This is a genomic window from Ralstonia sp. VS2407, assembly GCF_052950655.1.
The window spans coordinates 471,737-494,108 of record NZ_JBRFVG010000002.1 but is presented as its reverse complement, the minus strand read 5'-3'; the positions used below and the strand labels follow the sequence as shown (position 1 = coordinate 494,108).

The following is a 22,372-nucleotide window of genomic DNA, read 5'->3' as shown; positions in this document are numbered from 1 at the left end:
TGCGGTTCAGCAGGAGGATGGGCACGCGGCCCATCGTGGCCATCACGGCAGCGAAATCGTCAGGTGCGAGAAGCGCGGCCCGAGCTTGATGACTTGCGAGTAGCCTTCCAGCGTTTCGTTGGTCTTGGTGCTTAGCGTGTGCGACAGCCCCAGGAAGCCCAGCAGCCCGATCAGCGCAAACACGGCGCCAAAAATCCACAGCGGCGTTTCGCGCTTGAGCATATGCGCAACCTTGTCGGGCAGCGGCCAGTGCGGTGCAAATGCGGCGCGCTTGCCTTTGATGGCGGAAATCTCGTCGCCCAGGCGCGCGGTCAGGTAAGCCAGCTTCTCCGGCCCTTCGAGGATGTATTTACCGCGAAAGCCCAGCAGCAGGCACATGTGGAAGACCTCCAGCGCCTGCAGGCGCGGCGCGCCGTGCGCACGCAACTCTTCAAGCTTGACGAAGAAGGTCTCGCCGGCGAGTTGCTCGCCAAACAGCACGAGCTGCAGCGGGCGGCGCTCCCAGGCCGGACGGATCGCAAAGTTGGACGACAGGATGGTTTCGTCCACCGCCGCGCAAAACGCGTACTTGGCGTCGAACACGTCTTCTGCCGACACGTTCAGGCGCTTGGCGCCACGGTCGAAATCGTCAAGGAAGGCGCGTACGCGGTTCAGGAAATCTTCTGCGCTGGCCGGCTGCTGGGCATTGCGCAACTGGAAGAGCATGAAGAAGCCGTCGTACAGCAAATCAAGCAGCGTGCGCGCGTGCGTGTTGGATTCACGTGCATCCGCGGCAGCGGCTGCCGGTGCCGAACCGCCAAACAGTGAAGGGGTGGAGGTAGCGCTCATGAAGTCACCGCGATCAGTTCAAGTTTGAGTTCCCGGATACCGGCCGGGGCATAGATGGTGAGGGTCTGCGCCTGCAGCATGCGTTCGTACAGCATGCCGCGCGCTTCCACGGCGAAGTAGCACGCGCCCGGGCGCACCGGAATGGCAGGCGGCACCTGCGGCGTGTACGTGAGCGGCACGCCGGGCATGGACGACAACACGAGCTTTTCCACATCGTCGGGTGCGCCGACCTTGAAGCGCGCCGGAATGGCTTCCACCAGCTCGGCTGCGGGCATGTCTGCCGACACCGACAGATAGAAGCTGGTCTGATCGTCGATCTTGCCGGAGTCGATGCGGCCAAGGTGGAACGACGGGCGCGTCTCTTCCAGCGCGATCGCAAAGTAGCGTGTGGAGATGACGGTATCGAGCAGCTCGCGCACGATCGTGTCGAGCTTGGCAAACACCGGGCCCGGATTGTCGTGGTCGTAGGCGGGCAGGTCGGCCAGCGTGTAGCTCTTGGTGAACGTCATGAGCGCGCCGGCCAGCCGCAGCATTTCCTGGAACAGGCGCTCCGGGTGCAGGTCTGGGTGGTGATACAGATGCGACAGCGCCGCAAAGGCCGCATTGGCCGTATGCAGCAGCCAGAACGACGCAATGTCGCCGGAGCGGAATTCAATGATGTTCTTGGTCGGTTCGCGGTGGAAACCGTACAGCGCGTTGACCTTGGCCTGCAGCGCGTCCAGCAGCCGGCGCAGGCGCTGATACAGCACGGCCGAGGCGTTGATCGCCATACTGGGGGCGACAAAGTTCTCATCCAGTTCAAAGCCGCCGGTGCCGGTGCGTCGCACGCGCACCACGGGCAGCGAGATGAACTGCTCGCGCGGTTCCGTCTCGGCAATCAGCTTGACCGACTTCTTCAGATACGTGATGGCCGCGGGCTCGGCCTCTGTATACAGGTCGGCCGTTTCCTCTTCCGTGCCGACAAAGCGCGAGACCGATGCGCCTTCGATCTGCTCGCGGTAGTTGCCGCCGTTGTCTTGCAGCGGATACAGCGCGATATGGAAGGTCAACTCCGACACGCCGGCGGGAATGGCGTCGAGCACCAGCGGCGGCGGCAGCGCATCGGCCTGCGGCGCGAAGTACAGCTCGCCGTCGGGAAAGAACAGCGACAACTCGATCACACGCAGCACGCCGCTGGCCAGCGCATCGGTATCGAAGCGTGCATGGCGGATGCCCCATGCGTAAGGCTGGATGACTTGCGCAGTCGCGTGCAGGCGCGACTCGTGGTACGCGTCTTGACGCTGGAAGTGCTGCGGACGCAGGAACAGCCCTTCGCCCCAGAGAATCTTTGCGGAGTAACTCACGTTGGCCCTTGTTGTTCAGCTACCGCAAACCGCGGGGGAGAGCAGGTTGACATCAGTCAGCGGCGTGGCGCCGGCGGGGGTGGTCAGCGTGCCGGACGTGACCGTCATGGCGCAGGCGTGGAGCCCGATCACGATGCCCGACTTCTCGTTCTTCTCGGTGTTGAAGGCAAACTTCCAGCGCTGCGATGCGGGGCTGCGGAACAGCGCCACGATGCCCAGCGTGGTGGCTTCGCGCGAGACTTTCTCGGTGAAGTCGTAACGCTGGCCCGGAATCAGCGTCATCTCACGCACGTTGACGAGGTCGGCGCCCAGCGTTTGCTTCTCGCGCGCCGGGTCGATGAACGTGTCATACGGTGCCTGCAGGAAGCTGGTCGGATCCTTCAATGCATACAGGCGCACCACGATCGCCACCGGACGGCGGTCGTTTGCTGCGTTCAGGTTATTGCCGGCCGTCAGCTTGAGCGGCACTTCGCGCGGCGGCTTCTGCGCGTCGGGCAGGTTCGACGATTTGAGCCCCATCGCTTCCAGGGCGCCGTTGGCCGCACCAGCCAGCACGCTCGCGCCGGTGGAGCAGGCGGCTAACGCGGCCACGCTCGCGCTTACCAGCATCAACTTGAGCGCCCCTGCGAGACGGTGCTTCAGAGAGTGCTTCAGAAGGCTGCCGCAGCCCGGCTGCCTTGCCGCTTGCCCCCAAGCAGCATCGAATTTCATCATCTTCATGCCTGATTTCTGAATTACTTAATTCTCTTTGTTTGACTGCTGTCGCGCCTGTTCCGCTTAAGGAAGTCGGTGAATTGTTTCGATTCCTTAATAAAGGAAAAACGAAGAATGTTTCCGTTTCTTAATAATCGGAGATCGTTGCCTGGTGAGGCTCTAAGGCGTTGAATACAAAGGATGTTTCGGTTCCTTAATAATCCGTTTTTGGTTGTCAACGGCAACGAGCGGAGTGTACTATTTCGCGCCAGTCGAGACCAACATTTAACTCGCCAATTCCGGCGAATTTGATTGGGTATCGACACACCGCTTTGAAACTTTGAAGAGTCTCGCCGTGGCCAAATCCTCGTCTACCTCCGTTCTCCGTTCCTTCATCGTGCTGGCTGCTGCCACCGCCCTCTTTGCGGGTTGCGCGACCAACAACCCCGGACCCCAAACCGACGAGGCCTTCGGCCAGAGCATGTCGGAGGCGGAAGCTGCGGCCAAGGGCGGCCAGCAGGACAAGGCGATTGATCTGTACCAGCAGATCGCCAAGCAGAACCCAACCCGTGACGAGCCGTGGGTGCGCATCGCGCAGATCCAGTTCGGCGCAGAGAAGTACCCGCAGGCCATCCTGGCTGCAGAGGAAGCCCTGCAACGTGACAACGCCGATCGCCAAGCCAAGAGCATCCTGGCTGTGAGCGGTCTGCGCGTGGCGCGCCGTTCGCTGCAAGAGCTGCGTGCAGACAGCGCGCTGGCCGGCGACGTCAAGACCGACGCGCAAGTGCTTGCCAAGATGCTGCGCGACACGCTGGGCGAGCAGGTCCTGTTCCCGGGCGAACAACCGGTTGTCAAGCAACCTGTGCGCCGCCCGACCCGCGTCGTTCGCCGCCCGGCTCACGCTGTTGAGCACGGCACCACTGCTGCGCCGGCAGCTGCCACCGGTGCTGCCAGCGGCAGCGCAGACCCGTTCGGCGCCCTGCGTTAAGCGCAGCGCTGGTTCGCATTCCTGGAGGAACGTGATGGCCAAGAAAGAAAGCGTACAGAAGCGTCTGCAGAAGGTGCGTCCGCCGCGTGTGCAACTGACGTATGACGTCGAAATCGGCGACGCAATCGAGACGAAGGAGCTGCCATTCGTGGTGGGCGTGGTGGCCGACCTGTCGGGCCAATCCGAAGTGCAGCAACCCAAGCTGCGCGATCGCAAGTTCGTCAACATCGACCGCGACAATTTCGACGAGGTGATGAAGGGCGTGGAGCCGCGCGCGGCGTTCCAGGTGCCGAACACGCTGACGGAAGACGGTGGCCGCTTTGGCGTCGACCTGAAGTTCCGCTCGCTGGAAGACTTCAGCCCCGAAGCCGTTGTCGAGCAGGTCGAGCCGCTGCGCAAGCTGCTCGAAGCCCGCTCCAAGCTGGCTGACCTGCGCAACAAGATGGCCGGTAACGACAAGCTGGAAGACCTGCTGTCGGAAGTGCTGAAGAACACCGAAAACGCGAAGAAGCTGGGCGCCAAGCAAAACGGGGGCGAGGATGCTTGAGAACCAATCCGCTGCGCAGGGTGCCTCGGTTGCGGAAGAGGTGAGCCTGCTGGACAGCATCGTCGAGCAAAGCCGCGTCGCCAAGTCCGACTCCGAGCGCGAACGCGCGAAAGACATCATCGGCGAGCTGGCCAGCCAAGTGCTGAGCGGCACCGTGGTGGTGTCCGACAACCTGTCGGCCACGCTCGATGCACGTGTGGCCGAGTTGGACCGTCTGATCTCGCAGCAACTGAGCGCAATCATGCACGCACCGGAATTCCAGAAACTGGAATCGACCTGGCGCGGCCTGCACTATCTGGTCAAGGAAACGAGCACCGGCCAGACGATCAAGATCAAGGCGCTCAACGCGACCAAGCGCGATCTGACGAAAGACTTCAAGACCGCGATCGAGTTTGATCAGAGCGCGCTGTTCAAGAAGGTCTACGAAGAAGAATTCGGTACTTTTGGCGGTGCGCCGTTTGGCGCGCTGATTGGCGACTTTGAAGTCACGCGTCAGCCCGAAGACATGTACTTCATCGAGCAGATGGCACACGTGGCTGCGGCTTCGCATGCGCCGTTCATCGCGTCGTCGTCACCGGAGCTGCTGGGTCTGGAATCGTTTGCCGACCTGGGCAAGCCGCGTGACCTGGCCAAGGTGTTCGACACGGTCGAATACGCCAAGTGGAAGTCCTTCCGCGATTCGGAAGATTCGCGCTACGTGGGGCTGACCTTGCCGCGTTTCCTCGGCCGTCTGCCGTACAACCCGAAGGACGGCACCGTGGTCGAGAGCTTCAACTTTGTTGAAGACGTGGACGGCACCGATCACAGCAAGTACCTGTGGTGCAACGCCGCCTGGGCGTTCGGCGCACGCCTGACCGCCGCGTTTGATGACTTCGGTTGGTGCGCTGCCATCCGCGGTGTGGAGGGTGGCGGCTTGGTGGAAGACCTGCCGACGCACACCTTCAAGACCGATGACGGCGAAATCGCACTCAAGTGCCCGACAGAGATCGCCATTACCGACCGCCGCGAGAAGGAGTTGAGCGACCTCGGCTTCATCCCGCTCGTGCATTGCAAGAACACGGACTACGCCGCGTTCTTCGCAGCGCAATCGGCGCAGAAGGCGAAGAAGTACGACTCCGACAGCGCAAACGCCAATGCGGTCCTGTCTGCGCAGTTGCAGTACATCTTCTCGGTGTCGCGCGTGGCGCATTACCTGAAGGCGATGATGCGCGACAAGATCGGCAGCTTTGCCTCGGCCAAGAACGTTGAGACGTTCCTGAACCGCTGGATTTCGCAGTACGTGCTGCTGGACGACAACGCCACGCAAGAGCAGAAGGCGCAATTCCCGCTGCGCGAGGCGTCGATCCAGGTGGCGGAAGTGCCGGGCAAGCCTGGCACGTACCGCTCGGTGGCGTTCCTGCGGCCGCACTTCCAGTTGGATGAATTGTCGATCTCGCTGCGTCTGGTGGCGGATCTGCCCAAGTCGGCCAACTCGTAATTCCTGACCGGACTCTCCCCGGGGGGGAATGTTCGGGCATAACCACCCGTTACGCTCGTTACCCGTTGCAGTACCAACAACCAATCTATTGAAGAGGGTCTCTGTATGAAGGATATCTACGTCAAGTTCGACAGCCCGGCGATCAAGGGGGAGTCGCAAGACAAGGATCACAAGGACTGGATCGAAATCAACAGCTGGTCGCAAGCAATCAGCCAACCGCGTTCGGCCACGGCTTCGACCGCCGGCGGCCACACGGCTGAGCGTTGCGAGCACCGCGACATGGTCTTCACGAAGGATCTGGACGTCGTCAGCCCGCTGCTGTATCAGCACGCTTCGGGCGGCACGACCTTCGGTGAAGTGACCATCGAGTTCTTCCGCGCAGACGGCGAAGGCAACCGCGTGAAGTACCTCGAAGTCAAGCTGAAGAACGCCATCCTGAGCGAAGTCGATTCGCAAGTGGTGGCCCAGGGCATTCCGACCGACACCTTCAGCCTGCGCTACGCCGCTGTGCAGTGGAAGTACACGCAGCAGAAGAGCGCCGGCGGCCAAGGCGGCAACTCGCAAGGCGCCTGGAGCCTCACCAAGAACGACAAGACCTACTCGGTTTAACGTTTGGTGTTCTCCTGATGACAAGAGCCGCAGCCGCCGTGCTGCGGCATCTTGTTTTCTAGCAGCATATGAAAGGCTTCGAACCCAGCCTGCTCGACAAGCTCTTCGACGACGAGCCGCACGCGCCCATGCCCACGGCATTGCGCCAGCTCTCGCTTGAAGAACTCAAGAGCACCGTGGCACGCGATATTGAATCCTTGCTCAACACGCGCATCGTGTTGGAAGAGGAAGACCTGCACGGCTTGCCGGAATGCAAGCGGTCGCTGCTCACGTATGGCCTGAACGATTTTTCCGGCCTGAGCCTGGCCAGTTTCTACGACCGCAATTACATCTGCCAGTCGCTTACCAAGGCGATCGAGCGGCACGAACCGCGTCTGCAGCATGTGAATGTGTCGCTGGAGATCAATGAGCGCGCGACCAATGCCTTGTGCTTTGGGATCAGCGCGGTGCTGCTGGTGGGGCCCGCCCGCGAGCCCGTGAGTTTTGACGCCATGCTGCAACCCTCGACGCTGCGGTATTCCGTGTCGCGCGGACGCGGCTGAGATTGCACGACCCTGCATACGGCACCACCCGCAACACGCTGAAGCACCCGCAGGATCGCCACCGGACCGCAACGAAGAATGGAAGAGCTGCTGCCTTATTACGAACGAGAACTGGCCTTCCTGCGCCGGTACTCGCGCGACTTCGCCGAGCGGTATCCGAAGATCGCCGGCCGCCTCGCCATGTCGGGCGACGGCTGCGACGATCCGCATGTCGAGCGGATGATCGAATCGTTTGCCTTCCTGACCGCCCGTGTCAGCAAGAAGCTCGACGACGACTACCCCGAATTTACCGAGGCGCTGCTGGAGGTGCTGTACCCGCACTACCTGCGGCCCTTTCCGTCGTGTTCTGTGGCGCATTTCGACGTGCGCGGCGTAGCTGCGCAACTCAGCGTGCCGGTCACGATTGCGCGCGGCACGTTTCTCACTACACGCGTGGTGCGCAAGGTCGAATGCCGTTTCCGCACCGCATACGACGTCACGTTCGCGCCAGTGCGTGTTGCAGGTGCAACGTTCGAGCGCGCGGTGTCGGCGCCGGCCGCCGTGCAATTGCCCAAAGGCGCGACCGGCTCCATTGCGATCACGCTGGAATACGTCGGCGAGCGCGGTGGTTTTGAATCGCTGTCGATGGACAAGCTGCGCGTCTACATGGACGGCGAGCCGTCCTTCGTGGCCGCGCTCGGTGATGCGTTGTTCCTGCACACCGCAGCCGGATATGTGGAAGCCGAACGCGCAGGCGTCTGGAAACGGCTGATCTCGGTGCCCTTGCACGAAGTCGGCTTTACTGAAGACGAGTCCCTGATTGATTGCCCGGCGCGCTCGCACCCGGCCTATCGTCTGCTGACCGAGCACTTCAGCTTTGCCGAGAAGTTCAACTTCTTCGACATCGACCTGGCCGCATTGCGACGCGGCATGACGCCGGGCGTGCCGGTGCGCCGTCTGACACTGCATCTGGTGCTCAAAGACCTGCGCAGTGATTCGCACGCTGCCCGCCTGCTTGAGAACCTTCAACCCGAGCACCTGCGCCTGCATTGCACGCCCGTGGTCAATCTGTTCCAGCAGAAGGCAGACCCGATCCGCATCGAACATACGGCCAGTGCGTATCCGGTGGTGGCCGACAGCCGGCGCGCGCACGGCTTTGACATCTACTCCATCGACAACGTGCAGCTGGTGCGCGAAACCACGGCGCACGAGAAAGTCACAGAGTTCCGGCCGTTCTACTCCCTGCACCACGGCGAAGAGCCCGGCCGCGCGGGCCATTACTGGCTGGCGCGCCGCAATGAGCTGATCGCCCAGCGCAGCCCGGGGTTCGAAACCGAGATCTCCATTGTCGATACACACTTCGACCCGGCAAGCCCGCAGACCGACACGCTGAGCCTGACCGTCACCTGCACGAACCGTGACTTGCCTTCGACGCTGGCGTTTGGCCAGCCCGATGGCGATCTGTCGATGGAAGGCAGTTCCATCGCCCGCAACATCACCTTCCTGCGCAAGCCCACGCCTTCGATGCGGTTTGGCGGTGGGCGTGCGGCGCAGTGGCGGTTGATCTCGCTGCTGGCGCTCAACCATTTGTCGCTCGTGCAGAACGGTCTGCCGACGCTGAAAGAGATGCTGCGCCTCCACGATCTGCCGCGTAACGCGATCTCGGCGCGGCAGATCGAAGGCATCGTCGCGCTCGATTACCAACCGGCGACGCAGTGGCTGGCCGGCAAGCCGTTCGCCACATTCGTGCGCGGCCTGGAGGTGCGCCTCACGCTGGATGAAGACGCCTTTGTAGGCACCGGCATGCATCGGTTCATCCGTGTGCTGGACCACTTCTTCGGCTTGTACGTCCACATGAACAGCTTTGTGCAGTTGATTGCGGTCTCGCGCCGCAGCGGCAAGGAATTGGTCAAATGCGCACCCCGCAGCGGCGAATCGATCCTGGTGTGATCCGGCGGCTGCTCAAGCAGCCGCACCGGTACCAGTTCTTCCAGGCCGTGCGCCTGCTGGAGCAGCTGTTTGCGCGCGAAGGCGGCATGGCGCCCGAGCAGGCACTGGCCACGCGCCTGAGTTTTCGCAACACGCTGTCGCTGTCGTTTCCGCCTAGCGAACTGCAGAACGTCGAGGCCGAGGGCATCACCGCCGAGATGCTCGAAACCGACGCCGCGTTCATTGCCGCGCTGGAAGAAGGCGCGCTGGATTCGCTGGCAATCACGCCCTCGTTCTTCGGCATGCTGGGCGGGCAGGGCGCCTTGCCGTTGCGCTACACCGAAATCGTGGCGGAGCGAGAAAGCCTCTGGCGCGACCGCGCTGCACGCGCGTTCTTCGACATCTTCTCGAACCGGGCCACGGCGCTGTTTTACCTGGCGTGGAAGAAATACCGGCTGCCGTTCCAGTACGAAGTCGACAGCAACAAGCATTACCTGCCGCTGCTGTTGTCGCTGGCGGGCGCGGCCGACAAGACGCTGCGCCACGACCTTTCCACCACGCCCGGGCCGATCCTTGACGAAGCGCTGGCCGGCTATGCCACGGCGATCCGGCATCGGCCGGTGTCTGCGGCGTATCTGCAGCGCGTGCTGTCGGACTACTTCCAGGCGCCGATGCGGGTGGAGCAGTTCGTTGGCGGGTGGTATCGCGTGCCGGCGTCGCAATACACGCGGTTGGGCAGCACCAACAACCTGCTGGGCGCCACGGCGTTGGCTGGGGGCCGGGTGTGGCAGCGGGACCTGCGCGTGCGCCTGTGGGTCGGGCCGCTCAAGCGCGCGCAGTACCGCAATTTCCTGCCGGGCGCATCGGGCGCGCTGGCACTGCGCAAGATGCTGACCATCCTGTGCGGCACCACGCTGGAGTTCGAGATCAAGCTGATCCTGCGCCACCAAGACGTGACCGGCAGCACGCTGGATAACAGCAACGACGGGCGCCTGGGCTGGGACACCTTCCTGTGCTCCCGCCCCGCGCAGCAGGACCGCAGCGATGCGCAATACACGCTCGCGCCGCTGCATTGATACCGACACATTCATCGATTCTTCCGGAGCGCTGCCGCCATGGCCATCCCACTCAAAACCCTGATCACCAAGCTGAATGCGACAAGCCGGCAAGCAGCCGAGCGCGCCGCGTCGCTGTGCATGGCGCGCGGCAACTACGAGGTCGATCTCGAACACCTGTTCCTGGCGTTGCTGGAAAACCGCCGCAGCGACTTTGCCGTGGCGGCCCGCGCCAGCGGCATCGACCTAGCCGCGCTGCAACGTGACCTGGAGGCCGAGATCAGCCGGTTCCAGACCGGCAACACGCGCACGCCGGCGTTCTCGCCGTACCTGCCGAAGCTGTTCGAGCACGGCTGGCTGATTGCCTCGCTCGATTCGCAAATCACGCGCATTCGCTCGGGCCATCTGCTGCTCGCGCTGCTGACTGAGCCGAGCCTGTCTGCGCTCGCGCAACGTGGCTCGCGTCTGTTTGGGCAGATTGAAGCAGACCGACTGAAGCACGACTTCGATCGGCTGACCACCGGCTCGGACGAACAAGAGCAGGCCGTGGACATTGCCGACGACGGCGCAGACGCAGCGCAAGGCCAAAGCGGCAAGCCTGCCGCCGCGCTGACGGCCACACCGGCGCTGGATCAGTTCACCGTGGACCTCACGCAATCCGCGCGCGATGGCCGCATCGACCCCGTGATCGGCCGCGATGCCGAGATCCGCCAGGTGATCGACATCCTGATGCGTCGTCGCCAGAACAACCCGATCCTCACCGGTGAAGCCGGCGTGGGGAAGACCGCTGTGGTGGAAGGCCTGGCCCTGCGCGTGGCTGCCAACGATGTGCCGCCGCCGCTGCAAGGCGTGACGCTGCGCACGCTCGACATGGGGCTCCTGCAGGCAGGCGCCAGCGTCAAGGGCGAATTCGAGAACCGTCTGAAGAACGTGATCGACGAGGTGAAGAAGAGCCCCAAGCCGATCATCCTGTTCATTGACGAGGCGCACACCATCATTGGGGCAGGCGGGCAGGCCGGGCAGAACGATGCGGCCAACCTGCTCAAGCCCGCACTGGCCCGCGGCGAGCTGCGCACGATTGCGGCCACCACGTGGAGCGAATACAAGAAGTACTTCGAAAAAGACGCCGCACTGGCACGCCGCTTCCAGGTCGTGAAGGTGGAAGAGCCGAGCGAGCCGCTGGCTGCTGCCATGCTGCGCGGCATGGCCGGGCTGATGGAGCGCCATTTTGGCGTGCGCGTGCTGGACGAGGCGATTACGGAGGCGGTGCGCTTGTCGCATCGCTATATCAGCGGCCGTCAACTGCCGGACAAGGCCGTCAGCGTGCTGGACACGGCCTGCGCCAAGGTGGCGCTGGGCCAGAGCGCCACGCCGGGCGCCATTGAAGACGACCAGAAAACGCTGGAACGCCTGCAAGGCGAGATCAATGCACTGGAGCGCGAGCAAAGCGCCGGTGCGGAGCACGACGCGCGCCTGAAGGCGCTGAATGAGCAGCGCACGGAGCTGGAACAACGCGTCGCGCAGAACACCGAACGTCTGGCGCAGGAGCGCGCGCTGGTCGCACGCATTCAGGCGCTGCGTGAGGCGCGCGAAAGCGGTGCAGCACAAACCGGCGAGGAAGACGCACTGCCCGTGGCTGCCAACAGCGACGTGGTGTCGATGCCCAAGCGCAAGCGTGCCGCCGACAAAACGGAGGAGCAGGACGAACTGGCCAAGCTGCTCGCCGAACTGCGTGCGTTGCAAGGCGAATCGCCCATGGTGCCGCTGCAGGTGGATGGCCATGTCGTGTCGGAAATCGTCTCCGCCTGGACGGGCATTCCGCTGGGCCGCATGGTCAAGGACGAGCTGCGCACGGTGCTGAACCTCAAGCCGCTGCTGGCCGCCCGCGTGATCGGACAGGACCACGCGCTGGATGCCATCGCGCAGCGCGTGCGCACCGCCACCGCCAACCTGGAAGACCCGAACAAGCCGCGCGGCGTGTTCCTGTTTGCGGGCCCGTCTGGGGTTGGTAAAACGGAAACCGCGCTGGCACTGGCCGACATTCTCTACGGCGGTGAACGCAAGCTCATCACCATCAACATGAGCGAGTATCAGGAAGCGCATAGCGTGTCAGGCCTCAAGGGCTCGCCGCCGGGTTATGTCGGCTATGGCGAAGGCGGCGTGCTGACCGAAGCCGTGCGTCGCAACCCGTACAGCGTCGTGCTGCTCGATGAAGTGGAGAAGGCCCACCCGGACGTGCTGGAGATGTTCTTCCAGGTATTCGATAAAGGCGAAATGGACGACGCTGAAGGCCGCCCGATCGACTTCCGCAACACCATCATCATCCTTACGTCGAACGTTGGTTCGCAGGCCATCATGCAGGCTTGCCTGAACAAGCCTGCTGAAGAACTGCCCGACACTGATGCGCTGGCAGAGCTGCTACGCCCGACGCTCTACAAGGCGTTCAAGCCCGCATTCCTCGGGCGCATGAAGGTGGTGCCGTACTACCCGATTTCCGACGACGTGCTGGCCGAGATCATCACGCTCAAGCTGGGCCGCATCCGCGATCGCGTCGCCATCAACCACAAGGCCACGTTCCAGTGGGACAACGCGCTGGTTGAATCCGTGCTCGCACGCTGCACGGAAGTGGATGCGGGCGCCCGCGCGGTCGATCACATCCTCAACGGCACGCTGCTGCCGCAGATTGCCGAGTCGGTGCTGACGCGCATGGCCGAGGGCGGCAGTGTCGAGAAGATCAAGGTCGGCGTCGGCAAGAACGGCGAGTTCAAATACCGCATCAACTAAGTCGCTTCGCTGGAGCACATCATGGTCTCTCCGACCGAGTTGGCAAACCTGCTGCGTGCGTCGTTCTCCCAGGCTGACCGGCTGCTGCGCCTGGAAACGCCGCTGGGGCCGAACGCGCTGCTGCCAGAGCAGCTGGAAGCCGCCGAGCACATCGACGCAGGCGGCTTTCGGCTGGAACTGACGGCGCTGTCCGACAACGCTGACATCGATTCGGCCAAGCTGCTTGGCCAGCCCGTGCGGCTGGATCTGCTGACGCAGCAGAGCCGGAGCGCGCTGCGGCCGTTCCATGGCCACGTCACGCGCTTCGAGCAGGTGGGCGCCAACGGTGGCCTGGTGCGGTATCGGCTGGTGATCGAACCGTGGCTGGCGTTCCTGCGCCATCGGCAAGACAGCTTCCTGTTCCAGGACATGTCGGTCATCGAGGTAATCGACAGCCTGTTTGGCGACTACCAGGGCCAAGGCCGCCTCGTGCCTGCATGGCGCTGGGCCTTGCGTGACAGCTCGGTCTATACGCGCCGCAGCGTCATCACGCAATACGACGAAAGCGATTTCGATTTCGTCACGCGCCTGCTGGCCGAAGAAGGGCTGTTTTACTTCTTCGAGCACGAAGCCAAGGACGGCGACGCGCTGGGCGTGCATCGCATGGTCATTGCGGATTCCAATGACGTCTTTGCCGACAACGCACAGGCGAGCATCCGCTTTGGCCGCGCAGACGCCACCGCCACCGAAGACGTGATCGACCGCTGGCAAGGCGCCCGCCGCTGGCAGACCAACGCCGTGTCGATTGCCAGTTGGGACTACCGCGCCAACGCCAAGCGCACGGCGCAACTCGGGGCGCAGCAGCAAGGCAACGACGGCCCACAGCTGACGTTGCAAGACACCGACTACCCCGGCCAGTACTGGTTTGAAGACAACAACCAGGCGCAGCGCGTCGCACGGCTGATGATGGAAGCGCTGGAGCTGCGCGACAAGCAGTTCGACGGCGAAGGCACAGCCCGCACGTTGGCGACGGGCACGCGCTTCCAGTTGCTCGATCACTTCGATCATGACGATGGCGAGCAGCGCTTTGCCGTGTTGGCCGTGACGCACCAGGCGCGCAACAACTTCAACGATCGCTTCGGCCAGGTACTGACCGAAGCGCTGGGCGCACTGCGCGGCGGCGATGTGCTGGCTGCAGGAAGCAACCACGGCACGGGCGACGACGCGCCGTTTTACCGCAACCACTTCACCGTCGTGCGCGACAACGTACCCGTGCGTCCGCAGCAGAGTGACGAGCAAGGCCGTGCGCTGCATCCACGTCCGACCGTCAATGGCAGCCAGACTGCGCTGGTGGTGGGTGCGGATGGGCCCGTGCATACCGACCGGGACCATCGCATCAAGGTGCAATTCCATTGGCAGCGCGGCGCTCGGTCCGCCAGCCGCCAATCGCACCCGGCTGGCGACGATAACGCGCGTGCGAGCGCCGGCCTTGGCGCATGGGTGCGCGTAACTGCGCCCGTGGCCGGTCCGAACTGGGGCGGCGTGGCGCTGCCGCGCGTCGGCCAGGAAGTCTTGGTCGAGTTCCTGCAAGGCGACATCGATCGGCCCGTCGTGGTGGGCGCCGCCTACAACGGCAGCGGCCAGACCGACGCGCAATACAACCAGAACCAGGCTGGCGCTGCAGGTGCGACCGGCAATGCCCCCGCCTGGTTTGCCGGTGACAGCAAGAGCCAGGGCGCGTACGCTCACAACGCAGTGCTGTCCGGCATCAAGACGCAGGCACTGGCCGGCAGCCAGTCGGGCTCGTCGGGCTACAACCAGCTCGTCTTCGATGATTCCGAAGGGCAGGGCCGCACACAGCTCAGCACCACGCAGGCGGCGACTGGCCTCGTGCTTGGCCATCACAAGGAACAGGTCGACAGCGCGCGGCAGACCGATCTCGGCCACGGAGCCGCGCTCGCCACTGACGACAGCGGCGCTGTGCGCGCCGGCGCCGGCCTGCTGCTCACCGCGCACAGCGCCGGCACCAGCGCGTCGCTGCAAGACAGCGAGGATGCCGCCAGCCAGATCGAAGCCGTGAGCGACCTCGCCGAATCCCTCGCCGACGCAGCGCAGAAGCAGAAAGCCGGCCTGGCCGACGAACCCGCCGCCAAGGAACTCCCCGCGCTCAAGCAACTGCGCCACACCACCGAAGTGCTGCGTCATGCCGAGAGCGCCGGTGAAGGCGCGCAGGCCGTTGCCTACAGCGAGCCGCATCTGCAAGTCTCGGCGCCCAAGGGCATCGTTAGCACGACGCCGGTCGATGCGGTGCTGGTCGCGGGCACGCAGGCCACGCTGGTTGCGAAGCAGGACACCAACGTCGCTGCGGGCGGCAATCTCTCAGTGGCGGTAGCCGAGGGGCTGAGCCTCTACGCGCACGGCAAATCGCTCGGGCAAGCCGGCGATGCGACACCGGGCATCGCCATGCATGCCGCAAGCGGCAAGGTCGGGCTTTCGAGCCTCAAGGGCGAGACCCATCTGGTTGCCGAAAAGGCCGTGACGGTTGCGTCCACGCAGGGCAACGTCACTGCGGAGGCGAAGCAGCATGTGCTCGTCAATGCGGCCGGGGCGCAGATCAAGGTGACGAACGGCACGATTGAGCTGCATGCGCCGGGGATGGTGACGTTTAAGGGGGCGGGGCATCGGTTTGTGGGGCCGGGAGGGGCGGGGGTGGATAACAGCCTTGCCAGTGGCAATCTGAAAGGCTGCGGCGTGCAGGAAAGCAGTGCCGCTGCCAATGGCGCCGGCTCGGTGTCGCGTTGAACCGGCAGGACCAAAGCATGACCAATCGCACATTGGCGAACTTGGAAGCTTCGCTATTTGCGGCGGACAGTACAGGTACAGACGTGCCACATCCCGACACCCTGGCACGGTGCGGAGAGTTGGCCACCGGCTATCACGCAATGAACCGGCAACAACGGCATGGGTATCCCCCATTGCGTGCCTATCTTCTATTGGGCGCCTGGGAAGGCAATCCACTGGCCGCCGCTATTTCCGAGGCCTGGCCGGAAGCCGCCACCATACGCGCCGCCGTGCCAGACGACTTTTACACGGGGCGTGAGGACGAAGCACCCTGCGTCGTGCCGCTGCCCGACAGCGCGTTACCAGACGGCGAGACGGACACGTTGGAGCAAGGGCTGTCACGAGATGTACTCGCCCGCTTGCTGGAGGCCGCGAGCGGGCATGCACATCAACGGCTGGTGCGGCAAGGTTTGGGTGCCGTGCTGTTCAGCGCCGATTCCCCGGCCGAGGTCGCACAACACCTCCGCATGCTGGGGTTTCAATATCCCCCCGAAGGCCGAAATGCCAAAGTCTTTCGCTACCAGGACCCACGCGTGATGCAACGCGTGTGGCCAGAACTGAGTGCCACGCAGCAGAGCATGTGGCTGGGCCCGGTGCAAGCATGGTGGTCATTGACGCAGCCATGGGGGCCGTGGGCATTGGAGGACATGGTAGCGACGGAGGATGCCGCTGTGTCGGTACCCGTTTGGTTCAAGGCCGAGCAGCCGATGGAGCCAGACAGGCGGTCAGAAGGGCTGGTATTGAACCGCTTGATGGATGCGAAGCAATGGCGGGCAGCACATTCGGCGCCGGTCGGGAATCGAGTGTGGGCGCGATTTGCGGAAAACGGCGTCATTGCAGGTGAACAACCTAACGGCAACCTGATGCGGCAATTGCTTGCAATCGGTACCTCGCACCATCTCGATGAGGGCAACCTCGAAGACTTCGTCTGGTGCAGCATCCGTTACCGCGAAGCACCGCCTTCCATTGACTGGGGCACGCCGCAGTGGTCGCGCGTATTGAACCAAACGCTGGAAGTATTGAATGCAGATCCGGACGCTCGCTTTGTGAGCGCCTTCGATGCCTGCCTGAACCCCGGAGACGAAACACATGGTTTGCACCAACCCGTGTGATGATTGCAAGCGCGAAGGCTTGCCGATTCTCTTTACACGCTACGCCGTTGGCTACAGTTCGCGGCCGGAAGGGCTGAGCCTTCTCGATAAGTTCAAACCGACCGGCAAGTTCCAACCCCAGCCCGGAGGGGTATCCATTAATACAGCGCGCTATGGCGTACGAATGCTGCGTGCCGGTTACCTGTACCTACGCATCGAGCGGCGTGGCTTGCTGGAGTGGGAGGGTTACGCCATCCACCCGCACGGGTATTTGAAACAGTTTCCGGTGATGTTGCCGCAGCAGGCGGAAACCAAGATTGCCTGCGCGCGTGACGCGCGGCAGGCCAATAACAGCCTGGTCTGGATCAAAGACGCAAAGAACGTCAAATCGCTCTGGTATGCGTTCCATCCCGATCCGATCGACCCGGAGCACCTCAAGCGCGAGATCGAACCGAACCCCGCAAAATACATGCAGCAGTTCGACGTTGCAGGCTGGCTCGGTGGCAATACCAGCCAGGCAGACAGCATGCAGCCTGCGCAACTCGACAAGCAGGTGCTGGAATATGCTGCGCTTGGGGATGAGAAAGTTCAGGTTGTCGGGAATGAGCAGTTCTTCGGCCTGATGGGCATGACGCCGCAGGAGCGTGGCTGGGGCAATTACGAGAAAACCGTGACGGAGCAGCAGGTCATTCCAACCCCCGATGCGGCTCCCGTGATTATCGAAGACACTCGCGTTGAAACGGTGACGCAGCCGTCCTACAAGGCCAAGCACGGTTCTCGGTTGGAGGGCATGCGTAAGTTCCTGCAGGACAACAAAGGCGCGGTAGTTGCGTGCGAAGACGCGCTCGGTGTCGCGCAGGAACTGAGCCTTCATCACCTGTCGGCATCAGTGCCCTATGTCAAGTGGCTTAAGACGGAGGACGGGCGAAACATCACAAACGCTTGGAAGGACAGCGCCAGTCGCAGTATCCAAACGGTTAAGAAGGCGCTCGAGAAAAAAGCGATCGATGACTTTGATGGCGCGATCGATCGTATGCGTGAAGTCCGCGAAAACATGGGCGGGCACTATCCGGGCTCGGACAGCCCTCAACCTGTCAGGGTTCGCCGGCCGGATGGCACCTACGAAACCATTAGCATTCAAGAGTTGAATCGGCGTCGTCGTGAAGACTTGCAGAAGCAGATCGACCAGAAGACAGCGAAGCGTCAAGAGGCTGTTGACGACGCTGCAAAGAAGGCACAAGCCAGCATCGACGCCAATTGCGATATGGCGTTGGTCAGTGCCTTCGACACCGAGCACGAAAAGGAAATTAGGAACCGCGATACAGAGATGGACCGCGTAGCGGAAGACCTTGTGCAATGGCTGAAGTCGGATAGTTTGACGGACAAAGCACTGGGTTTGTACAGCGATACTGCTTCCGCAGATATGGGCGACGGCGATCGGTGTGCTGGTCAACTGTGCGTCATCCTCATGCAGTTGGACAACAGTCCTCGTGGTCGCGAGTGGTATGGGTCACTGGACTTGTTCACTCCACATAAGAAGAATCTGGTCTGGCGAATGCTCAGCTTGAACAATCGTGCTCTGAGCTCGGAACTGCAGTCGGCGCTGCAGCTTCTCGTCACGCCGATACCCCCCTCTGAGCAGGCGGTGACAGGAGCGCAAGACAACGCGCGTAGCCAGAAAGCCTACGCAGATATGGCAGCAGCGCTCAACAAGATGAGCGGCACCCTCAAGACGTCGGACAAAGTTGAGAAGGATCTGTTGACCGTGCTCGATGGAGCAGCGGCCGCCGCAGATCGGCGTACTTCGCTGATGAAGCTTGCGAAGGAAGCGAAGAGCGGCATGGCGGGAATCGTATTGTCCGCCGTCATGATCCAGGTCAAGGGGCTCTCGCCGTCCGAGATGGAGAAGCGCATTGCCCGGACACAGGCTTTGCTACTCGCTCGAGGTTTGGGTACCAAAGCTATAGCTCACATCAAGCAGCTCGAACAGGACGCACTCAGTTCAGCGCTGATGAAGCAAGTCAAATCCATTGACCGGCGGATACGAAATGCTATCAAAGGGGGCAGCGCTAACAGCGCCATGCAGGAGATGCGAACCACTCATGCAATCGGCGCCGTCAATGCCTTAGCGATTCTTCCAGCCATCAGCCGGGCCTACGTTCGGCACGATCTGCGCACCACGACAGAGTTGGTCGGATCAATGGCCGATCTGCTGGGGATGTTCAAAGACACGAGGGCAACCTTTTATGAAAAGGTGCTCTATAAGCAGGTGCCAGACATTGTGTATAAGACTCACAAGGTCGGTACGGCCACGGTCGCAGAACGCGAACTCCTCACATTGAAGGCAGGGGCAGCGCGATATGTTGCTGCGGGGGCGGTTGTTGGGGTTATCTGGGATAGTGTGGACGGCGTGACTGCGTACAAGGAAAAAGAAAAATATTTGATGGTCGCGTACGCTGTGCGCGCCGTTAGTGGCAGTGTTGCGGTTGGTGGCGCCATTTTGAGTGCGCGCTATTTGACTGCACCTCTCTGGTTGCTTCGACTCAACCTGGTTTCGGGGTTGTTGACGGTCGCTGCCACCTTCGTGATCGGGAAGCTTAAAGGCGTGGAGTGGGAGAATTGGCTTAAAGCACAGCCGTTCCACAAGGCCAGTAGCACGAAAATCCCTTACAAGAGCGAGGCGCAAATGATGGACAAGCTTGCTGATGCACTGGCTGATATCGGTTGAGGTAGGTAATGTTTGATTGCGAAGCAGCTTTCCAGCAGCACCGGAAAAAACACGGTCAGAAGGAGGCCGTCGAATTCCTGGCTGATATCAATCGGTACACCGTACTGCACGCTCCCAAGGAGCGCCGCAAGGATGATGCTAAGCCCAGCTTAGAATGGGCGCGCACGCTGTTCGATCATAACGAGCACTTCATCGAACTCTCCAACATGGGCGAGGAAGATCGCTCCGTTGAGTTCATGGCGGTGGGCTTGTTATGGCTTGCGCTCGGTGTTTGTTTGTTCTTTTGGATGCTGCTATCCACGATGGACCCCGTGTTTTCCAGCGGGTGGTACATCTCCATGCTGATCGGCGCCGGCATGACAGGAGTCATGGGATTTGTGTTGTCTCTCTTTTGGCCAGAGAAGATTGCGCCTAACTATTTCACGCTGCTGCGACCGCGTTATCGCTTCAATCGCACCACACGCAAAGTGTATGTGGTGCGTCCGCAGCGTTATGGCGGGAACGTCGTTTTGGAGTGGGATCGCGTCAGGGCGCATACCAGTTGGTGTGCACCACGTGACATGCGGCCAGACCAGATTGATGACAAATTCGCTCGCCAGCGCAGGCAGGAGACAGGTGGAGGCTATTTTGGGCTGCGTGGCCTGGTGCTGTACTGGCCGCCGTTGGACCCCGGCGACCCCGAACGCAAGGGCGAGGAGGTTCTTTGGGTCGGCCCTAAGCTGGCCGGAGAAGGGTTGTGGCAGTACATCCGCACATTCATGGAAGAGGGCATGGAGAAGGTGCCGCCCCCGACCGAATATGAATGGCTGCGAAAAGGCTTCCACACCCCGAGCCAGCATCTTGAGGAAACGGAGTTGTCGGCCTCGCGCGTACTGGATCGTGTCGGTGGTCGCGGCGAGAATTCCGCGCAAACGCAGCTCACATTCTTGGCGACGTTTCTGTGGGCACCGCTGCATTGCTTGGCCGAGCGCCTTTGTGCCTGGCCGACGTTCCCGAAGGAGTGGAACAGCGATTGTGGGCGGCCGCGTCGAGAAGACGGGATTGGGCCAGAGGAACCACTAAGGTGGGTGCCAGAAAAAGTGTGATTTGGCTGGCCATAGAAACGCGCCGCCTCCTTAAAGCCGAATCGCGTAAAGCAAAGCCATGTTGATGCCTTGAAAAAGTGGTGTGACCGCTGCGCCATCGGCTTGAAACGGGTGCAACCGCAAGACAGCTACAAGGCGGTCTAGGCGCAGCGTTCCGCCTTCAACAAAGCTTTGACGGGGGCGGAATGAGCGATGGACTGGAATTGATCTCGGGCATGGTCAGCGGCCTGACGATTCACGATGGCGAACAAGCTTTCTTGAGCACAGCACAGCAGGGCTCTGGTGCGGCTGTGGCTGCTGGCCTTGCGACGGCGGGGCTGGCTGGAGCCGCCGCGGGCGCGGGCTTGGCGGCCACATCCACAGGTGACGCGGTGCAGTTCTTTACTTGCCAGTTGGGCGAGCGCACCGTGGCAGGTGGTTTCAGCAAGGTGACGTTCAAGAATGGGGATGAAGTTTCGTTTGTGGTGGCGCGTCAGCCACGTGCAGCCGATCGGGCCTTGGCGGCCATCAGGCCGAGGGACCGCACACTATGGATGAGCTTGCATTGCTCGCGCGGTGTGCGAGCGCATAGGCGGTTTGCGTATGGAGTTTTTTTGCAACTGGTAGTGGGTTTGCCCGTATTCTTTTGTGCCAGCTATTTGGCATCAAGCCTGTTTTCGTTTGGCCCAAAAATCGATGCCGGAACATTTCACGTTGTGTTGCCGATGTTTTCTACATTCGGGGTTGTAGCAGCGATTTACTATGGCCTTCGCTTCTACTTCCAATGGCGCCCCGTTGCTCAGCAAGCCGAACGTATCTTTGCCGCCCTGGGCTACCCCAATCCTTCACACGTCGATCTGCCGCGCGACCACAAGCGTTACAGCAAGGCCCGCGGCATAAAATGGCCTTACCTCAGCGATGGGCCATGGATCTACCACTATCTTGATCCGCATGAAGAACGCGCCAGAGCAACGAGGCCTTGACAGGGGCAGCATGAGCGGAGGGCTGTCGGCTAAAAGACAGCCAAGGAACAAGGCGAAAAATTGTCGGCTGCTTTGATCAAAATGCGTTTCCGATAAATGAGCGTCGAGCAACGGCCTGAAGGGCTGGTAAAGCTGACTGGCACGATAACGAACTACAAGGTGACCCGTGCAGAAGCGAGTTTCGTGTTTACGGAGGCCGATCGGGACAAGCTCGGAGTGGTCGCCATTGCAGCGGGCATCGCGGGGTTGAGTGGACCCGCGATCGCGACAGCAGCGTCCGCATCGAGTGCGGAGGAGCATGCTGATTACGTCGAATTTGACCTCGACGGCGATCCGGTCAAGGGCTGGGTCTGGCGCAGTCCTTTCAAAGAAGGGGACAAAGTCGAAGTGGCCGCCGAATGGCGTAACGATCACTATGAGACAGCGGGCATTGCGAGACCAGAGGACCGCATCATCGCGTTGTACCCGCATTGCTCTCGGGGTAAGGCCCGGCATATCAAGAATGCGGTGAAGTGGTGGATTACGGGAGTGGCTGGAATACTTGTTGGGCTCGGGGGACCGATGCTGGGAATCATGCTGCTGCTCGTCGAGTCGCCGCAGAGTTTGCTGCGCGACGTTTTCCCGTACGGCTTTCTAGCCATGACCGCAGGCTTCTACGCGTTCTTCGGTCTGATGACCTTTAGCCTCGCCAAAAAATGGATGCCATTTGTACGTCTGACGGAGAAGGTTTGCCGCACGCTGGGCATTCCCGATTCCGGGAACGTCGATCTGGTCAAGTCGGCCAAGGTCCAACGCAGGCCGGATGACCCGGGCGAATACGGCACCTTCTACTTCAGATACTGATGCGTTGGCAGGCGGCGAGAAACAGGGTTTGGCCGATTCAACCCGGAGGGCTGTTGCGCAAGCCGGCCA

Annotated in this window: 17 protein-coding genes; 14 read left to right on the top strand and 3 right to left on the bottom strand. The window is 62.0% G+C overall.

Features of this window, described 5'->3' with window-relative positions; all coding sequences use genetic code 11:
* Nucleotides 1-42 precede the first annotated feature (42 nt).
* Genes icmH through tssJ form a run of 3 tightly spaced genes read right to left on the bottom strand, consistent with a single transcriptional unit; the run spans nucleotide 43 to nucleotide 2,891 of the window.
* Entirely contained in the window at nucleotides 43-828 is a 786-nt protein-coding gene (icmH, locus tag ACU8YE_RS05335; protein ID WP_232039397.1) for a type IVB secretion system protein IcmH/DotU, read from the bottom strand.
* Entirely contained in the window at nucleotides 825-2,171 is a 1,347-nt protein-coding gene (tssK, locus tag ACU8YE_RS05330; RefSeq protein ID WP_027678923.1) for a type VI secretion system baseplate subunit TssK, read from the bottom strand. Before tssK ends, icmH begins: the two co-directional genes overlap by 4 nt.
* Before the next feature lie 15 nt (nucleotides 2,172-2,186).
* The gene (gene tssJ, locus ACU8YE_RS05325) at nucleotides 2,187-2,891 is read right to left on the bottom strand and encodes a type VI secretion system lipoprotein TssJ (protein ID WP_392397745.1); all 705 of its coding nucleotides are present in this window, start codon (nucleotides 2,889-2,891) and stop codon (nucleotides 2,187-2,189) included.
* Nucleotides 2,892-3,219: 328 nt separating this feature from the next.
* Between tssJ and ACU8YE_RS05320 the strand changes: the two genes are divergently transcribed.
* The 14 genes from ACU8YE_RS05320 to ACU8YE_RS05255 all read left to right on the top strand — a co-directional run bounded on the left by ACU8YE_RS05320 (nucleotide 3,220) and on the right by ACU8YE_RS05255 (nucleotide 22,303).
* Complete coding sequence (locus ACU8YE_RS05320; RefSeq protein ID WP_232039398.1) at nucleotides 3,220-3,852, top strand: hypothetical protein; 633 nt, start codon at nucleotides 3,220-3,222, stop codon at nucleotides 3,850-3,852.
* A gap of 34 nt (nucleotides 3,853-3,886) precedes the next feature.
* Nucleotides 3,887-4,399 carry a type VI secretion system contractile sheath small subunit gene (tssB, locus tag ACU8YE_RS05315; protein ID WP_009241817.1) on the top strand — a complete coding sequence of 171 codons (513 nt, stop codon included), beginning with the start codon at nucleotides 3,887-3,889 and terminating at the stop codon, nucleotides 4,397-4,399.
* On the top strand, nucleotides 4,392-5,876 hold the full coding sequence (gene tssC, locus ACU8YE_RS05310) for a type VI secretion system contractile sheath large subunit (RefSeq protein WP_232039399.1): 1,485 nt from the start codon (nucleotides 4,392-4,394) through the stop codon (nucleotides 5,874-5,876). Before tssB ends, tssC begins: the two co-directional genes overlap by 8 nt.
* 105 nt (nucleotides 5,877-5,981) lie before the next feature.
* Nucleotides 5,982-6,485 carry an Hcp family type VI secretion system effector gene (locus tag ACU8YE_RS05305; protein ID WP_009241815.1) on the top strand — a complete coding sequence of 168 codons (504 nt, stop codon included), beginning with the start codon at nucleotides 5,982-5,984 and terminating at the stop codon, nucleotides 6,483-6,485.
* 68 nt (nucleotides 6,486-6,553) lie between these two features.
* Nucleotides 6,554-7,027: a type VI secretion system baseplate subunit TssE gene (gene tssE / locus ACU8YE_RS05300; RefSeq protein WP_009241814.1), complete on the top strand. Its 474-nt coding sequence runs from the start codon at nucleotides 6,554-6,556 to the stop codon at nucleotides 7,025-7,027.
* 78 nt (nucleotides 7,028-7,105) lie between these two features.
* The gene (tssF, locus tag ACU8YE_RS05295) at nucleotides 7,106-8,956 is read left to right on the top strand and encodes a type VI secretion system baseplate subunit TssF (protein ID WP_446928252.1); all 1,851 of its coding nucleotides are present in this window, start codon (nucleotides 7,106-7,108) and stop codon (nucleotides 8,954-8,956) included.
* A complete protein-coding gene (tssG, locus tag ACU8YE_RS05290; RefSeq protein WP_260801760.1) occupies nucleotides 8,920-10,011 on the top strand; it encodes a type VI secretion system baseplate subunit TssG in 1,092 nt (363 codons plus the stop codon). Before tssF ends, tssG begins: the two co-directional genes overlap by 37 nt.
* A gap of 39 nt (nucleotides 10,012-10,050) precedes the next feature.
* Nucleotides 10,051-12,774: a type VI secretion system ATPase TssH gene (tssH, locus tag ACU8YE_RS05285; protein ID WP_316871083.1), complete on the top strand. Its 2,724-nt coding sequence runs from the start codon at nucleotides 10,051-10,053 to the stop codon at nucleotides 12,772-12,774.
* 21 nt (nucleotides 12,775-12,795) lie between these two features.
* Complete coding sequence (locus ACU8YE_RS05280) at nucleotides 12,796-15,555, top strand: type VI secretion system Vgr family protein (protein WP_446928251.1); 2,760 nt, start codon at nucleotides 12,796-12,798, stop codon at nucleotides 15,553-15,555.
* 17 nt (nucleotides 15,556-15,572) lie between these two features.
* The gene (locus ACU8YE_RS05275; protein ID WP_446928250.1) at nucleotides 15,573-16,706 is read left to right on the top strand and encodes a DUF4123 domain-containing protein; all 1,134 of its coding nucleotides are present in this window, start codon (nucleotides 15,573-15,575) and stop codon (nucleotides 16,704-16,706) included.
* Complete coding sequence (locus ACU8YE_RS05270) at nucleotides 16,684-19,413, top strand: T6SS effector BTH_I2691 family protein (protein WP_440838844.1); 2,730 nt, start codon at nucleotides 16,684-16,686, stop codon at nucleotides 19,411-19,413. Before ACU8YE_RS05275 ends, ACU8YE_RS05270 begins: the two co-directional genes overlap by 23 nt.
* Before the next feature lie 8 nt (nucleotides 19,414-19,421).
* A complete protein-coding gene (locus ACU8YE_RS05265; RefSeq protein ID WP_446928249.1) occupies nucleotides 19,422-20,498 on the top strand; it encodes an MFS transporter in 1,077 nt (358 codons plus the stop codon).
* A 185-nt stretch (nucleotides 20,499-20,683) separates the two neighbouring features.
* The gene (locus ACU8YE_RS05260; protein WP_446928248.1) at nucleotides 20,684-21,460 is read left to right on the top strand and encodes a putative type VI secretion system effector; all 777 of its coding nucleotides are present in this window, start codon (nucleotides 20,684-20,686) and stop codon (nucleotides 21,458-21,460) included.
* 96 nt (nucleotides 21,461-21,556) lie between these two features.
* Entirely contained in the window at nucleotides 21,557-22,303 is a 747-nt protein-coding gene (locus ACU8YE_RS05255; RefSeq protein ID WP_440838847.1) for a putative type VI secretion system effector, read from the top strand.
* Nucleotides 22,304-22,372 lie beyond the last annotated feature (69 nt).

Coding starts and splice junctions, on each gene's coding strand:
- ACU8YE_RS05260 (WP_446928248.1), top strand. CDS start 20,684: ATGAGCGATGGACTGGAATTGATCTCGGGCATGGTCAGCGGCCTGACG.
- tssC (WP_232039399.1), top strand. CDS start 4,392: ATGCTTGAGAACCAATCCGCTGCGCAGGGTGCCTCGGTTGCGGAAGAG.
- tssJ (WP_392397745.1), bottom strand. CDS start 2,891: ATGAAGATGATGAAATTCGATGCTGCTTGGGGGCAAGCGGCAAGGCAG.
- tssH (WP_316871083.1), top strand. CDS start 10,051: ATGGCCATCCCACTCAAAACCCTGATCACCAAGCTGAATGCGACAAGC.
- ACU8YE_RS05265 (WP_446928249.1), top strand. CDS start 19,422: ATGTTTGATTGCGAAGCAGCTTTCCAGCAGCACCGGAAAAAACACGGT.
- ACU8YE_RS05305 (WP_009241815.1), top strand. CDS start 5,982: ATGAAGGATATCTACGTCAAGTTCGACAGCCCGGCGATCAAGGGGGAG.
- ACU8YE_RS05270 (WP_440838844.1), top strand. CDS start 16,684: ATGGTTTGCACCAACCCGTGTGATGATTGCAAGCGCGAAGGCTTGCCG.
- ACU8YE_RS05275 (WP_446928250.1), top strand. CDS start 15,573: ATGACCAATCGCACATTGGCGAACTTGGAAGCTTCGCTATTTGCGGCG.
- icmH (WP_232039397.1), bottom strand. CDS start 828: ATGAGCGCTACCTCCACCCCTTCACTGTTTGGCGGTTCGGCACCGGCA.
- tssF (WP_446928252.1), top strand. CDS start 7,106: ATGGAAGAGCTGCTGCCTTATTACGAACGAGAACTGGCCTTCCTGCGC.
- tssG (WP_260801760.1), top strand. CDS start 8,920: ATGCGCACCCCGCAGCGGCGAATCGATCCTGGTGTGATCCGGCGGCTG.
- ACU8YE_RS05280 (WP_446928251.1), top strand. CDS start 12,796: ATGGTCTCTCCGACCGAGTTGGCAAACCTGCTGCGTGCGTCGTTCTCC.
- tssB (WP_009241817.1), top strand. CDS start 3,887: ATGGCCAAGAAAGAAAGCGTACAGAAGCGTCTGCAGAAGGTGCGTCCG.
- tssE (WP_009241814.1), top strand. CDS start 6,554: ATGAAAGGCTTCGAACCCAGCCTGCTCGACAAGCTCTTCGACGACGAG.
- ACU8YE_RS05255 (WP_440838847.1), top strand. CDS start 21,557: ATGAGCGTCGAGCAACGGCCTGAAGGGCTGGTAAAGCTGACTGGCACG.